Genomic DNA, 14,622 nt, shown 5'->3' with positions numbered 1-14,622 from the left:
AAGGGAAAGTGTGAGCGCAAACAGGAAAAGGCCGGTCGATTGACCGGCCTTTCAAATTCGCTGATCGGAAGATCAGAAGTTGCTGGTGATCGGACCCTGCGGCTCGTAGTAGACCGGGCCGGCTGGAACACGCGCGCCACCACCGAAGTTGTAACGAACACCGAGCCGAATTTCGTGCGCAGTCAGATCGTCCCACTCGACGCGAGTCTCTCCGGTACCCGCATCATGAAGTTTGACAGTCTTGGCATCACCGAGATCGCGATACTGATAACCCGCATCGATTGCCCAGTTGTCGGTCACAGCGTAGGACGCACCGGCCATAAGTGCCCATGCGAAGTTCCATTCACTATGTGATCCGTCATAGTCCGTGCGACCAGTACCACCTGGGTTGATCGAATAGGTGTTGTCGGTAGTCACGTAGGAAGCACCAATACCGGCACCAACATATGGTGTGATGCGGTTCCATGTGCCCAGGTCAACATAACCGTTCAACATGACAGTCCAGACGTCGACATCAGTTGATTCTGTCGAAAAACCACCCGCACAGGTACCGCAAACTGCGTAACCTTTAACATTTGCCGAGGTTTCGTAGTCGATCGTGACATCAGAACGGAAATAGTCGTTGAACTGGTAACCGACACCAACCCCGATCATCCAGGCATCATCCATGGACTCGCGCTGGAATCGCAGGTCTCCGATCACCGGATCGTTAAAACTGCCACTTGGATCGTTGTAGAATTTGTATCCGATATCACCACGCAGGTACCAACCACCAACGGCCGGGACTTCCGGGATGTGCTCGATGACCGGGGTTGGCAAATCCGCGGCATATGCAGCAGTGGAAAGCGCAACAGCAAAGCCGGTCAAAGACAAACGCTTAAAGAAATTGTCCATGTCCTCGTCCTTTTCCAGTGAGCGTCCGCGTTAACCAATGCCGGACACATCAAACTTGAAAGCATACTGACGGGAATTCATTAATTGTGACTTAACTCTGTTCTTTAACCGCGTTTTTTTACCTTAAGGAAACCTTAACAGCCGAAGAAACGTCGAAAGATCAGAAACTGGCCTGCAAAATTATCAGGCAGGCCGGGGACATAGCTGCCAGAGCCGCTTGTTGTCATCCAGGTCAAATGAAACACGATGCGGATCCGGGAGGCCACCTGTCGCCACGTTTTCATGAACTTGTTAGGACTTCCCGAGAAAGTGGCATCCAGTCGCCCTGTCCAGAGGCTGTATTCCAGGTGTCATCCGGGGTTCTCCGCGGATAAGGCGCAACAAAAAAGCCGCCTCACATGGGCGGCTTTTCTTATCACTTGTTGTCTCGCCGATCAGGCCGCGGTTGTTGCCACCACGCCGGCGATATCATTGACCACCTGCTTGACCAGCTCCGCATCGTCGCCTTCCGCCATCACGCGGATCAACGGTTCGGTGCCGGAAGCTCGAATCACGAGGCGGCCGGAATTGCCAAGGCGGGCTTCGCCATCCTCGATCGCGGATTTGACCAGATCCTGCTCAAGCGGCTTGCCACCCTTGTAGCGCACATTCTTGAGGATCTGCGGTACGGGCTCGAACCGGCGGCAGACTTCCGACACGGGCTTGTCCTGATCCTTGACGCACGCAAGAACCTGCAGGCCCGCGATCAGGCCGTCGCCGGTCGTGGCAAAGTCGGACAGGACGATATGGCCGGACTGCTCGCCGCCGACATTGTAGCCGTTGGCACGCATATGCTCGACCACATAGCGGTCACCGACCTTGGTCCGGGCAAGGCCCAGCCCGAGGCTCTGAAGGTATCGCTCCAGCCCGAGATTGGACATGACCGTCGCCACGATCCCGGGCGCGGACAGGCGGTTGCTTTGCTGCCAGGACTGCGCCACCACGGCCATCAGCTGGTCGCCATCCACCACTGAACCGTTTTCATCGACGATGATGACCCGGTCCGCATCCCCATCGAGCGCAATGCCGATGTCGGCGCGTACTTCATGCACCTTGCGAGACAAGGCATCGGTCGACGTCGAGCCGCATTCCTTGTTGATGTTGAAGCCATCCGGCGTGACACCCATGGTGATCACATCCGCACCCAGCTCCCACAATGCCTCGGGCGCGACCTTGTAGGCAGCCCCGTTGGCGCAATCGATCACAACACGCAGACCTTCCAGGCTCATTTCCCTTGGCAGCGTCCGCTTGGCAAATTCGATGTAGCGCTGCTGCGCACCGTCGATCCGCTTTGCACGGCCTAGCTCGCTGGCGCTCGGCAGGCGGGATGTCAGGTCGCTTTCCATCAGCTCTTCGATCGTCTTTTCGATCTGGTCGCTGAGCTTGAAGCCATCCGGGCCGAAGAACTTGATGCCGTTGTCCTGGAACGGATTGTGCGAGGCAGAGATCATCACACCGAGATCGGTTCTGAGTGAGCGTGTCAGCATCGCGACAGCTGGCGTCGGCAGCGGGCCCAGCAGGAACACATCCATGCCGACCGAAGTGAAGCCTGCCACGAGGGCGTTTTCCAGCATGTAGCCGGAAAGGCGGGTGTCCTTGCCGATAACCACCCGGTGGCGGTGTCCGCCGTTCTTGAAAGCCAACCCGGCGGCCATGCCAACCTTCAGCGCCATCTCGGCGGTCATGGGATAGCTGTTCGCCTGACCGCGGATGCCGTCGGTGCCGAAAAACTTGCGCATCAAATATGCCTTGCTGATCTATCTGTCTTGGTTGCGCTCTTTGTAACGCAATCAGCCGAAGTCACGATTCAAAATATGTGAGCAATTGTTACCATTCCCTGATGGCTGGCAACCCTGTTCTTTCACCGCAAACGAAGATGCCCGGCGCAGGCCGGGCATCTGGGTTGTTCAGAATATCGGAACCGATCAGGACTGCGGCTGCGGCTCCATGCCACCGCTGGCCTCGTCGCCGCCACGCTTGGCACCGGCGGTCGGTACCGCGGACGACCGGCCGACCGGCTGGTCGTCGTCCGTGTCGCGCACCGGCGGCTTGCCATCGAGCAGACCCTTGATCTCGTCACCCGACAGGGTTTCGTACTCCAGGAGACCCTTGGCGATCGTATGCAACTGGTCTTCGTGGTCGCCCAGGATCTTCTTGGCGGTTTCATAGCCCTGGTTGACGAAGGACTTGATTTCCGCATCGACGATCTTCTGGGTTTCGTCGGAAACGTGCTGGTTCTTTGCCACGGAATGCCCCAGGAACACTTCTTCCTGGTTTTCACCGTAAAGCAGCGGACCGAGCTTGTCGGACATGCCGAACTGGGTCGCCATCGCGCGGGCCAGCTTGGTGGCCATCTGGATGTCGCCGGACGCGCCCGAAGTCACTTTCTCGTAGCCGAAGATCATTTCTTCGGCGACGCGGCCACCCATGGCGACAGCAAGGTCGGCCTTGCACTTGGCGCGGGTAAGCGACACCTGGTCCTTCTCCGGCAGGCGCATGACCATGCCAAGCGCACGTCCACGCGGAATGATGGTCGCCTTGTGGATCGGATCGGAAGCTTCCTGGTGCAGAGCCACCAGCGCGTGACCGGCTTCGTGATAGGCGGTCAGCTTCTTTTCTTCCTCGGTCATCACCAGCGTACGGCGTTCCGCACCCATCATGACCTTGTCCTTGGCGTCTTCGAACTCTGCCATGGTCACCAGGCGCTTGGAGCGGCGGGCAGCCAGAAGCGCGGCTTCGTTGACAAGGTTCATCAGGTCCGCACCGGAGAAGCCCGGTGTACCGCGTGCCAGCGTCTTGACGTCGACATCCGGTGCCAGCGGAACTTTCCGCATATGCACTTTCAGGATCTTTTCGCGGCCGGTGATATCCGGGTTCGGCACAACGATCTGGCGGTCGAAACGGCCCGGGCGCAGCAGCGCCGGGTCCAGAACGTCCGGCCGGTTGGTCGCGGCGATGATGATGATGCCTTCGTTCGGCTCGAAACCATCCATCTCGACCAGCAGCTGGTTGAGCGTCTGTTCGCGCTCGTCGTTACCGCCGCCGAGACCGGCGCCACGATGACGGCCGACCGCGTCGATTTCGTCGATGAAGATGATGCACGGAGCATTCTTCTTGGCCTGTTCGAACATGTCGCGGACGCGGGACGCACCCACACCGACGAACATTTCCACGAAGTCGGAACCGGAAATGGTGAAGAACGGAACGTTTGCTTCGCCGGCAACCGCACGCGCGGTCAGCGTCTTACCGGTACCCGGAGGGCCAACCAGCAGAACACCGCGCGGGATCCGGCCACCAAGACGCTGGAATTTCTGCGGGTCACGCAGAAACTCGACGATTTCCTGAAGGTCTTCCTTGGCTTCGTCGATACCGGCCACGTCCTCGAAGGTTACCCGGCCGTGTGCCTCGGTCAGCAGCTTCGCCTTGGACTTGCCGAAGCCCATGGCCTTGCCGCCGGAACCCTGCATCTGGCGCATGACGAAAATCCAGATACCCAGGATGATCAGCATCGGCAGCCAGGAGAACAGCGCACCAAGCAACGGAGAGCTTTCCGCCGGCGGGCGGGCATTGATCAAGACGCCTTTGCTGCGCAGCTCATCGACATATTGCGCGCCGTCAGGAGCGTAGGTCTGGAAGGCACTGCCACTGCTGTAGGTACCGGTGATCTTCTGTTCCTGAATGATGACCGATCGGATCTCGCCGTTGTCGACCTGCTTCATGAAGTCCGAATAAGCAATGTCATTCGTTGCGCCATGCTGCGCGGGACTTTGAAAAAGCTGGAACAATGCGATCAATAGCAGGGCGATGATCACCCAGAGAGCGAAGTTGCGAAAATGTGCGTTCATTTCGTTTCCTTAACCGCCCAACGCGACTAACTGCACGCGGTTACGTTTCTTTAGAGCGAAGATAGGTCGCCCAAAGCCCGCTGCCAAGGCGGTGCGCCATAGTTGCGCAGATGCGCTGACTATTTTCTTAAGCACGGACCTCTAACAGATGTTCCAGATGGGGAAAACCTCAGATTTCCTCGTCTGTGTCCTCATTGTCCATAAAGTTATCCGGCAATTTACCTTGGATCGGCATTCGCTCCAAATTCAAATCTGCGCTGCTGCAGGAATTGCCAATGGTCAAAACAGCCGTTGCGGAAGCCGGGGTCAGGATCTCCCCTGCCCGCCACAGGACCGGCGCGCAGTCGAAGGCGGCCTTGGGCCAGCCCGCCGGCCAGTCGATTTCCCGGGACGCTACAGGCGCGTTCATCAGCGGCCCCAGGCACAAGGGGGCATCACTCTCGTCAAAAGGACGAGTGGGAGCCCGGTAAAGGTAGCGGCCATCCCATGAGCCGGATCCAGCAAGACCCGTGAGAATGCCCGGCGGCTCGCGCCCCGGCTCTTTCCACACTCTGATGACGCTTGCGTCTGCGTCGAAAACCGATCCTTGAAAGGTCTGACGGTTCGTCTCACCGGACATCAGAACTCCGTCCAGAGCCTGAAGCCTGGCAAGTCTTGGTCGGGAATTCTTGCCCGAGACACGCGCCATCAGATAGACGAGCAGCCGGAGACGGAGTTCTTCCGGCTGCTCGCGGTAGGCTTCACGCTCCAGGCGCGCGGGTCCTGCCGGGTGTTCGGTGATCAGCCGAGCGACCAGGTCATCGGCGGTCCGCTCCAGGGCTTCCCGCGCCCGGCGGATATTGGCAGCGGTCTGCGCAAGACGCTCTGCGCTCAATCCCTCCTCGGCCAACAGCGACAAGATGGCGCGGAGCCGGCTGCGCTTGTATTTCGGGTTCCGGTTCGAGGGATCCGTGCACCAGGAATGGCCGCGCTCTTCAAGCGTTGCCTCGAGGTCGGATTTCGAAACACTCAGGAGCGGACGCAGCAGGCGCAGACCTTCCGGACCGCTGCCTTCGTCAGCCGCCATCCCGCTGAGGCCGGTAACGCCGCTCCCCCGGGTCAGACGGTCCAGAAAAGTTTCCGCCTGATCGTCAAGGTGATGACCAAGAACAAGCGCCTCCGCGCCGATGTCCCTCATACGCGCTGCCATCAACCGGTAACGGGCAACGCGTGCCGCTTCCTGGAGGTTTGCAGCCGGTTTGGTGCCGGTCCAGCGCAACACCGTGCAGGCAAGGCCGCACGCGCGCGCATTGGTCGCAACGAATTCCGCCTCCTGACCGCTTTCGGGCCGGAGTTGATGATCCACACACAGCACTTCGGCGGCACCCTGCCAGCCGGTGCGTTTGCGCCATTCATCGAAAAGGACAAGAAGACAAAGGGAATCCGAGCCGCCGGACACTGCCAGCGCCAGATTGGAAAAAGAGCTTAGCTTTGAAAAAAGAGCATCGACGCGATCGGCCGGGAGCCTCTCGGGCTCAACCGGCCCGTCAGGAGCACTGGGCACGACGGCGTTCATCCCGCGCCTGGGACAAAACGGCTGGAGCGGCATTCGGATATTTGTTCAGCAGTTCGGAAAACGTTGCGCAGGCCGCATCCGCTTCGCCGAGACCACGCAGCGAGACACCCAGCTTGAGCAGGCTGTCGGGGCTCTTGGCGTTGCCGGGATGGTCCGTGTAGGTCTTCAGGAAGGCATCGGCTGCCTCGCGGTAGTTCTGCTGTGCCAGCAGGCTTTCGCCCAGCCAGTATTGAGCGTTCGCCGCCTGTGCATCGTCGGGATAGGTTTCCAGAAAATTCCGGAATCCGCGCTCGGCCCCCGCGTAATCGCCATTGACCGCCAGGGAATACGCCTGATTGTAGTCAGAGCTCGGGTCGCCGCTGCCGATGACGCTGGCAATCTGGTCATCGTCGGTGGCAAGACCGGGATCGGGCGCGATTTCCTGACCGGTACCAGGCAGGTTTTCAAGCCCGTTGGCCAGCCGCGAAAGGTCGATCGGACCGTCGCTCGGCAAACCGCTTTCATAGCCGCCGGACTGATCCCAGTTGCCGTCTCCAGATCCGTCCGTAGGGAGGGTCGCAAAACCTCCACCCGGCGCGATAAGGTTGCCCGACTGCGGAGTACCGTCCGGGCCTAGGCCCGGAGCGGTCGATCCTGGAGCGACATCCGAGCGCTTGCCCGGGGTGCCGCCTTCCAGCTGCTGGAAGCGGTATTCATTGTCTTCCTGCATGCGGCGCATCTGATCCTGCAATTCCCGCATCTGATAGGACAACTGTTCGATCTGACCGGTCAAAACCCGGATCCGTTCCTCAAGCTGACCGATCCTTACGCTGGAATCGTCATTCTTGCGTCCGAACAGCTGGGCTTGCGACGGTGTGGCAGTGGCGAAGGTGATGACCAACGCCATGATGAGACCTGCCAGTCCCTTTAGTTTCAGCATTCGCTCCTCCGGTTGGATTTGCTGTACCAGTGTCTGGCCGTGGTCCGACAAACGCCAATACTCAAGCAGATCCACGCGCATGATGTCTTACCATGCCCGGCTTCTTACTCAAGTGCACAGAGCGCTTCGACTTCGGCCAAATTTTGACGTTACCGGCTGACATTGAAGTGATTTCGCCATTTCCGGCCGGCCCAACAAAAAAGGCCGGGCAAGCTGCCCGGCCTTTTTGTTCGGCATTTGCCGGATCAGTTGGTCGCGTTGTTCAGGACCGTCACCGCACGGCGGTTCTGCGACCAGCAGCTGTTGTCGTTACAGACAGCAACAGGCCGTTCCTTGCCGTAGGAAATCGTCCGGACTCGCGAGGCGTTCACGCCCTGCGCCACCAGATAGTCACGTGCGGACTGGGCACGGCGTGCTCCCAGCGCGATGTTGTACTGACGCGTGCCGCGTTCATCCGCATGCCCCTCGATCGTGATCGTGTACTGGGGATAGCGGTTCAGCCACTTGGCCTGATTGGCAAGGGTTGCCTGACCCTGCGATGTCACCACCGACTGGTCTTCTTCGAAGAACACGCGGTCACCCACGTTTACGACGAAGTCCTGGCCCGTGCCCGGCTTCACATTGCTCGACAGCCCGTCCGGTTTGTTCTGGGCACATGCTGCTGCGAACAGAACCACGAAGCAGACTGCAATCCAGCGCGCGCCCCGTCCGGCGTTTAAACTCTTGAACATTCCTGTCTCCTACACCCCAGCCCGCCAACCTGACATTTCATCCGTCCGGTTCTTGGTAAACGCTTTCTAGCCAAAACCGGTAAAAAACGCCTTTTCAAACATGGTTAGCGAAAGCTTAACACGGCCTGCCTTCACAGGCCGCATGTCTCCATCAGTCGATCAGCGGCGACCAGGAGGGATCCGACGCAAAGGCCGGGGTCTCCACCCGCTGTTCGTTGTATCCTGTCAGGTCCACGGTCCAGACCTGCGGCCCGCCATTGGCGCCCGGCGTATCCCGGAAAAACACCAGCACACGGCCGTTCGGCGACCAGGCCGGACCTTCGTTGTGATAGCCTTCGGTCAGGATACGCTCACCCTTTCCGTCCGGCCGCATGACGCCGATCATGAAGCGGCCCTGGTGCTGCTTGGTAAAGGCAATCAGGTCTCCACGTGGCGACCATACCGGCGTGGAATACCGGCCAGGCCCGAAGGAAATACGCTGCGCACCACCGCCGCCTGCGCTCATCACATAAAGTTGTTGTGTGCCGCCGCGGTCGGATTCGAACACGATCTGGCGTCCGTCCGGTGAGAACGACGGGCTCGTGTCGATGGCCGCGTCGTTCGTCAGACGCGTCGTCTGGCGAGAGCGCAGGTCCATCTTGAAGATGTTGGCATTGCCACCCTGCTGCAGGCTCATCACCACGCTCTGGCCATCGGGCGAGAACCGCGGGGCAAAGGTCATGCCCGGGAAGTTGCCGACGATTTCGCGCTGACCCGTTTCAATATTCAGCAGATAGACACTCGGATCGGCGCCGCCATAGGACATGTAGGTGACTTCCTGGCTCGTCGGCGAGAACCGCGGTGTCAGCACCAGATCGTCGCCGCGCGTCAGGTAACGCACGTTTGCGCCGTCCTGGTCCATGATCGCCAGGCGCTTGACGCGCTTGTCCTTCGGGCCGGTTTCATCGACATAGACGATCCGGGTGTCGAAGTAGCCCTTTTCGCCGGTCAGCCGCTCATAGATCGCGTCAGCGATGATATGCGCCAGACGCCGCCAGTTTTCAGGTGTCGTATAGAACTGCTGGCCCAGCATCTGCTCTGACGCGAAAACGTCCCACAGACGAAACTCCGCCCGCAGACGCCCGTCCGGCTGCTTGATCACCGTACCGGTGACAAGCGCCTGGGCACTGATCTGGCGCCAGTCGCCGAAACGCGGCGTGGAATTCACGCTCATGTTCTTCTGAATGAAGCTGGCCGGGTCAAGCGGCCGGAACAGGCCGGATCGTTTCAGGTCGGCGGCAATGACGTTGGTCATGTCCGCGGCCAGCTTGCCGTCTCCGCCTTCGGCGGAAAACGACGGCAGTGCGATCGGCAAGGGCTCGATGTTGCCCTGGGTAATATCGATTTCGACAAGCGCTGCCGCCGGCAGCGGAGCAATCACCACAAAAGAAGCGAGAACAAATGCGAGCCCTCTGGCTTTCCGGCTTGTGAAAACAGAAAGTTTTTTCAGTATTCCGCGCATGAGCACAACAGCTCCCTTATGGACGTTTGAACTGGCCGGGCCAGTCTATCCCCCGAGCATCTCTCTGGGGTCGAAATTGATGATGACTTCCTGCCAAGCTTCATACTTGGAAATTGGCAGATTGTATGGCTGGCAGCGCATGATCGCGCGCACGGCACTGCTCGAGGCTGCTCCGAACGCCGGATTGCCGCTGGAATTCATGACTTCCGGCTGGCCCGAAACCTGACCATCCTGGGACAGGTTGAAACGGACACGAACCTTCAGGTCTTCCGCACCGACGGCCCCCACCGGCGGGTTCCAGCATTGCGCCACCATTCCGCGCAGCGCATCCAGCTCGGACTGGCTCATACGCACGTTCTGCTCCCCGCGCCGGGAACCGAGAGAGGCCGGGTTCTGGCTGGTTTCGCCGGTCTGTTTGGCCGGTTCGACCTTGTTCAGAAGCGCAGCGATGTCGGTGCTGTCGAAATTATCCTTCGGCGGCTCGGGCGCATTCCTCGGCGGCGTCGGCTTGGAGCGCGGCGAAACCTTGGTCACGATCGGCTGGGGCGCAGGCGCGGCCTCCTGCTGCGGCACAGGCTCCGGCGCCGGGGCAGGATCCGGTGCAGGCGCGGGTTCGGCCACCGGCGCTGGTTCGGGCGCAGGCGCCGGAGCTGGCTCGGGATCCGCAACGGGCGTTGGTTCCGGTGCCGGAGGAGGCGTCGGAGACGGCGAAGGTGTCGGCTGCGTCGGCTGCTCAACCTTGCTTTCGCCTGGCTTGTCGGCCGGTTTCGGAGGTTCCTCGGCCGGGGTATCGCTTGGGTTCACCGCCGCGACATCCCGAACTTCGGCGGTCTTTTCGCCGACCCGAAGCCTGGTGATTTCCTCGATGGGCACCAGTTCGACAGGCAGAGAATCCACCTGCGGAACCGCAAAGCTCTCAGCGTCCGGAAAGGCGATCAAGCCCCAGAGCAGGAAAGCCGAGTGACCGGCCAGAGACGCGATGAGACCTGCGCGCATGACGCGTTACGAGTCCCGTTCTTCCAGAGTGACAAGACCGAGGCGTTTAAACCCGGCCGCGCTGATGCGGCCCATCAGCTTCATCATGGTGCCGTAGTCGGCATCCTGATCGCCGCGCACGTAAATACGTTCCTCGTAACCATTGGCGGCAATGGCTTCGAGCTTTGGCACGATCTCTTCAATCGTGATCGGGGTATCCTGGATGAAGATTTCACCAGCCGCGTTCACCGAGATGGTTATCGGCTCGGTATCGCCTTCCAAGGCCTTGGCGCTGGTCTCCGGCAGATCGATCGGCACACCGACCGTCAAGAGCGGAGCAGCCACCATGAAGATGATCAGGAGCACCAGCATCACGTCGACCATCGGCGTGACGTTGATTTCGCTCATGGGTGCGTGGCGACGCCTGCGCCGTCCGCGCCGTCCGCTTCCTGCCTGACCTGAACCGACCTGCATGGCCATGGATCAGCCCCTCTCGTCGATCTGACGGGACAGGATGGCGGAGAACTCGTCCGCAAAGCCTTCCATGCGCGAAACCGCCTTGCCGACGTCGGCCGAGAACTTGTTGTAGGCGATAACTGCCGGAATGGCGGCCAGTAGACCAAGCGCGGTCGCAAACAGCGCTTCGGCAATACCGGGCGCCACGACGGCAAGGTTGGTGCTTTCCGATGCCGCGATGGCCTGGAACGCCGTCATGATGCCCCAGACCGTTCCGAACAGACCGATGAACGGTGCCGCGGAGCCAACGGTTGCCAGGATCAGCAACCGGCTTTCAAGCCGCTCGGCTTCACGCTGGATGGTGACATCCATCACCCTGTCGATACGCTGCTGCAGGCTGCCGATGGCAGGCCGCGCGCCCTCGTGGCTGCGCTTCCATTCACGCATGGCTGCGACGAACAGTGCCGCCATGGAATGGTTCACACGATTGTGAAGCGTATTATAGAGTTCTTCGAGAGACTGACCGGACCAGAACACCGTTTCGAACCGGCTCATCTGGCGCCGTGTCCGGCCGACCAGCATGATCTTGTCGACGATGATCGCCCAGCACCACACCGAAGCGCCCAAAAGGCCGAGCATTACGACCTTGACGACGATATGCGCCTGCCAGAACAGCGCAAAAAACGAAATGCCGCTCTCTGGCGCCAATGTCGATTGGACAAGTGTTTCCATAAATTCAATGACCCCTTGGCCGTCTGACGCTGTTTTGCATTCAAGGTTTCGAAAACGACAGCGAGGAACCGGAATCAGCCGGCCGGCTCTTGTAACCTGCCGCCTCTCTGACGTTTGATTTTGTCAAAACTGGGACTTTTCCAATCAAAGAAAGTCCCTCTCTAAAGGAATCAATTAAGGTTACTGCAAGATTAACGCAGTAATGGGTTTTGAAAGTATTTTACCGCCGCCAAGCAGCTTGCCTGCTCTTTCAGGGCCAAGCCCTTCAACCGTCGGTGTTTTCTCCAGGTGCATGCTGCACGAGTTTTTCCGAAAGGACCTGCGGCAGTCGGGTCGGACGTCCCTGCGAGGTGATGATCGCAACGGTGACGGCAGCCGAAATCAGCAGCTCTTCGCCGCGGTAAATCAGCTGATCGAGCCGGATTCGGGCGCCTTTGTACTCCGCAAGGCTGGTATGAACTTCCAGCACATCGTCAATCCTGGCCGGTTTCTGGAAGTCCAGCGTCATTGTCTTGACTGCGAAGGCCAGCGAAGCACCGTGGGTACCTTCGGCCATCTCACGATGATGAATCCCGATGAGACGGAGGAAATCCGATCTGGCACGCTCGAAGAAGCGCACATAGGCACCGTGATAGACGATGCCCGTGAAATCCGTGTCCTCGTAGTAGACGCGAACAGGAAGCACATGACCGCCATCTTCCAGGCGGCCGGCGAGATCCGGCCAGTCCGACACGCTTTGTCCCTCGAAAGCTGAATGAAAAAGCCTCCCGGTCGACCGACCGGGAGGCTCGTACCTGGCCCTTACGTAGGCCGTATCTTATGCAGCGGCAACCTCGGAGAGGAATTTCTCGACGGACGCACGAAGCTGTTCCGCCTGCTGTTTCATCTCGATGGTCGCGTTCAGCATGTCGCCAACCGCTTCCGAGTTTTCGGCAACGCCTTCGTTCAGCGACGCCACAGTCTCCGCAACGCTGCGGGTACCTTCCGCGGCTTCTGCAACGTTTCTGGAAATCTCACCGGTGGCAGCGCCCTGCTGCTGCACGGCGTCCGAAATCGTGGTGGTGTAGGAGTTGACCTCCTCGACCGATTCCGACACCCGGGCAATCTCTTCCACCGCTTCGGTGGTAGAGGCCTGGATAGCCGCGATCTGCGCGGAGATTTCTTCCGTTGCCTTGGCAGTCTGGCCGGCGAGCGACTTGACCTCGGAGGCAACGACCGCAAAGCCCTTGCCGGCATCGCCCGCACGTGCAGCTTCGATCGTCGCGTTCAGCGCCAGCAGGTTGGTCTGTTCGGCGATCTCTGAAATCAGCGACACGACGTCGCCGATCTTGTTGGCCGCTTCCGCAAGACCGGAGATCTTGGAATTGGAGCTCTGCGCGGCGGTCGTGGTCTGGGCCACGATGCTTGCCGTGGTTTCGACCTGACGGGAGATCTCCGAAATCGACGCGTTGAGTTCCTCGGTGGCGGAGGCAACCGCCTGAACGTTGGAGGAAGCGTTTTCCGAAGTCGACACCGCGGTCTGCCCCTGGTCTGACGCGGCAGTGGACCGGTGACTGAGGGCGGAAGAGACTTCTTCCACACGGGCAATATTGGTTTCCACCAGCTCCAGAACCGCCTGCGACTCGGCCCGGAATGCGGCGATCAGCGCATCGATGGTCTTTTCACGCTGTTCGCGGGCAATGTGGCCAACCTTGCGCTCGGATGCCAGACGCTCGCGTTCGATCGAACTGTCCTTGAACACTTCGATACAGCGCGCCATGCGGCCGATCTCGTCCTGGCGTTCGGTCGCTTCGACACCCACTTCCAGGTCGCCGTCGGCGATCTTGCGAGCCGCGACGGCAAGGCGTTCCATGGGAGCGAACATGCGCCGGGTTACCCACCAGATCAGACCGACGATCGGAACCAGACAAAGGAAACCGGAAATGATCGCGCCATAGGTGATGCGATCGGCCGCAGCCGACAGTTCCGTCTGCTTGACGGCATCGACCACACCGAAAGGCGAACCGACAAAGGTGTTGCTTGCTTCCGCGAAGCGGTAGTCACCGTCTTCCAGGCGGATCAGCCGGTCATTGACCTTGATATCGGAGATCATGTGGACGGCGCTCGCGCGGCCCATATCGTCGAGCTGAACCAGCTTGCCATCGGAATCGGCAAGGAAGATGCGCTCGCTGTCGCCGAGGCCGGTCTTCTCGTTCAGCAATCCGGCCAGATGCTCCATGTTGGTCGTGAACGCAATCGCGCCGAAGAACCGGTCCAGATAGAACACCGGCACCGCAAGAACTTCCGAGACGGTACCGTCTTCGGTGGTCACAAAACCTGAGGAATAGATCTGCCCGGCCGCCAGCGTCTCGTTTTTCGAGGCCTCGAACAGCTTGCCCATGGCGATCTGCACCGGATGGCCCTGGATCTGCGCGTCTTCCACGTGGAAGGCGAATTCCGGACCCTTGCGGAAAGTGTAGGTGATGAACCCGTCCGGATTGGCCAGCGCCGCATCGGAAAACAGGCCCTGATCGACCAGTTCCTGGTAGATCGGATGAACGACCTTGTGGTTGTTCACGTAGTAGTTGGACTCTTCCGGCTCCACCAGAAGGTGACGCTCACCTTCGGGATGCGGATTGTCGGTCACGAAGATCTTCCGGAGCAGTTCGTTCTGCCCTTCTTTCAGGTTCTTCCACCCGACCATGGTCTTCATCAGACTGTCCTTGGCGCCTTCCAGCGTGGAGAAGAACGCAGCGCTGTCCTTCACCTGCCCAAGGGAGAGTTCAATAACCTTCTGTTTCGCCTTGGTAGCACTTTGCAGGCCGGCATCAGCCTGACCGTTTGCAACATCCCGCGAAATGGTCGACGTGACCGTGACAATTGCCACGCACATAGTGAGTGCGCCGGCTAAAAACATTAGAGCCAGTTTAGATGAAAGGCGCTTCCGCATGGTTTCCCCCGCATAGTTAACGCGACGATACGGCAGGATTCGCGAA

Annotated in this window: 12 protein-coding genes; all 12 read right to left on the bottom strand. The window is 59.8% G+C overall.

Annotation, left to right across the window (positions count from 1 at the left end):
- Nucleotides 1-72 precede the first annotated feature (72 nt).
- On the bottom strand, nt 73-894 hold the full coding sequence (locus Q666_RS46870) for an outer membrane protein (RefSeq protein ID WP_031270517.1): 822 nt from the start codon (nt 892-894) through the stop codon (nt 73-75).
- Nucleotides 895-1,328: 434 nt separating this feature from the next.
- On the bottom strand, nt 1,329-2,672 hold the full coding sequence (gene glmM, locus Q666_RS46865; protein WP_023003434.1) for a phosphoglucosamine mutase: 1,344 nt from the start codon (nt 2,670-2,672) through the stop codon (nt 1,329-1,331).
- A 186-nt stretch (nt 2,673-2,858) separates the two neighbouring features.
- Nucleotides 2,859-4,778, bottom strand: a complete 1,920-nt coding sequence (gene ftsH, locus Q666_RS46860) for an ATP-dependent zinc metalloprotease FtsH (RefSeq protein ID WP_023003435.1) — start codon at nt 4,776-4,778, stop codon at nt 2,859-2,861.
- 169 nt (nt 4,779-4,947) lie between these two features.
- Nucleotides 4,948-6,216, bottom strand: coding sequence for a tRNA lysidine(34) synthetase TilS (gene tilS, locus Q666_RS0133195; protein WP_161633286.1), 1,269 nt, complete (start codon nt 6,214-6,216; stop codon nt 4,948-4,950).
- A gap of 88 nt (nt 6,217-6,304) precedes the next feature.
- Nucleotides 6,305-7,252 (bottom strand): tol-pal system protein YbgF, encoded by a 948-nt coding sequence (gene ybgF, locus Q666_RS46855; RefSeq protein WP_031270520.1) that lies wholly within the window; start codon nt 7,250-7,252, stop codon nt 6,305-6,307.
- Nucleotides 7,253-7,497: 245 nt separating this feature from the next.
- Nucleotides 7,498-7,983, bottom strand: a complete 486-nt coding sequence (pal, locus tag Q666_RS46850) for a peptidoglycan-associated lipoprotein Pal (protein ID WP_023003438.1) — start codon at nt 7,981-7,983, stop codon at nt 7,498-7,500.
- Between the two features lie 151 nt (nt 7,984-8,134).
- Nucleotides 8,135-9,484 (bottom strand): Tol-Pal system beta propeller repeat protein TolB, encoded by a 1,350-nt coding sequence (gene tolB / locus Q666_RS46845; protein ID WP_023003439.1) that lies wholly within the window; start codon nt 9,482-9,484, stop codon nt 8,135-8,137.
- Nucleotides 9,485-9,529: 45 nt separating this feature from the next.
- Nucleotides 9,530-10,480 carry a cell envelope integrity protein TolA gene (locus Q666_RS46840; RefSeq protein WP_023003440.1) on the bottom strand — a complete coding sequence of 317 codons (951 nt, stop codon included), beginning with the start codon at nt 10,478-10,480 and terminating at the stop codon, nt 9,530-9,532.
- Between the two features lie 6 nt (nt 10,481-10,486).
- Entirely contained in the window at nt 10,487-10,939 is a 453-nt protein-coding gene (tolR, locus tag Q666_RS46835) for a protein TolR (RefSeq protein WP_023003441.1), read from the bottom strand.
- A gap of 3 nt (nt 10,940-10,942) precedes the next feature.
- Nucleotides 10,943-11,647, bottom strand: coding sequence for a protein TolQ (gene tolQ / locus Q666_RS46830; RefSeq protein ID WP_023003442.1), 705 nt, complete (start codon nt 11,645-11,647; stop codon nt 10,943-10,945).
- Nucleotides 11,648-11,912: 265 nt separating this feature from the next.
- Complete coding sequence (gene ybgC / locus Q666_RS46825; RefSeq protein ID WP_023003443.1) at nt 11,913-12,380, bottom strand: tol-pal system-associated acyl-CoA thioesterase; 468 nt, start codon at nt 12,378-12,380, stop codon at nt 11,913-11,915.
- 84 nt (nt 12,381-12,464) lie between these two features.
- The gene (locus Q666_RS46820; protein ID WP_023003444.1) at nt 12,465-14,519 is read right to left on the bottom strand and encodes a methyl-accepting chemotaxis protein; all 2,055 of its coding nucleotides are present in this window, start codon (nt 14,517-14,519) and stop codon (nt 12,465-12,467) included.
- Nucleotides 14,520-14,622 lie beyond the last annotated feature (103 nt).

Origin of the sequence: Labrenzia sp. C1B70 (assembly GCF_000475395.1) — a bacterium.
GTDB lineage: Bacteria > Pseudomonadota > Alphaproteobacteria > Rhizobiales > Stappiaceae > Roseibium > Roseibium algicola.
Note: the sequence above shows the minus strand (reverse complement) of the source record. Positions and strands in the feature narration are given on the sequence as shown.

Coding starts and splice junctions, on each gene's coding strand:
- Q666_RS46870 (WP_031270517.1), bottom strand. CDS start 894: ATGGACAATTTCTTTAAGCGTTTGTCTTTGACCGGCTTTGCTGTTGCG.
- glmM (WP_023003434.1), bottom strand. CDS start 2,672: ATGCGCAAGTTTTTCGGCACCGACGGCATCCGCGGTCAGGCGAACAGC.
- ftsH (WP_023003435.1), bottom strand. CDS start 4,778: ATGAACGCACATTTTCGCAACTTCGCTCTCTGGGTGATCATCGCCCTG.
- ybgF (WP_031270520.1), bottom strand. CDS start 7,252: ATGCTGAAACTAAAGGGACTGGCAGGTCTCATCATGGCGTTGGTCATC.
- pal (WP_023003438.1), bottom strand. CDS start 7,983: ATGTTCAAGAGTTTAAACGCCGGACGGGGCGCGCGCTGGATTGCAGTC.
- tolB (WP_023003439.1), bottom strand. CDS start 9,484: ATGCGCGGAATACTGAAAAAACTTTCTGTTTTCACAAGCCGGAAAGCC.
- Q666_RS46840 (WP_023003440.1), bottom strand. CDS start 10,480: ATGCGCGCAGGTCTCATCGCGTCTCTGGCCGGTCACTCGGCTTTCCTG.
- tolR (WP_023003441.1), bottom strand. CDS start 10,939: ATGGCCATGCAGGTCGGTTCAGGTCAGGCAGGAAGCGGACGGCGCGGA.
- tolQ (WP_023003442.1), bottom strand. CDS start 11,647: ATGGAAACACTTGTCCAATCGACATTGGCGCCAGAGAGCGGCATTTCG.
- Q666_RS46820 (WP_023003444.1), bottom strand. CDS start 14,519: ATGTGCGTGGCAATTGTCACGGTCACGTCGACCATTTCGCGGGATGTT.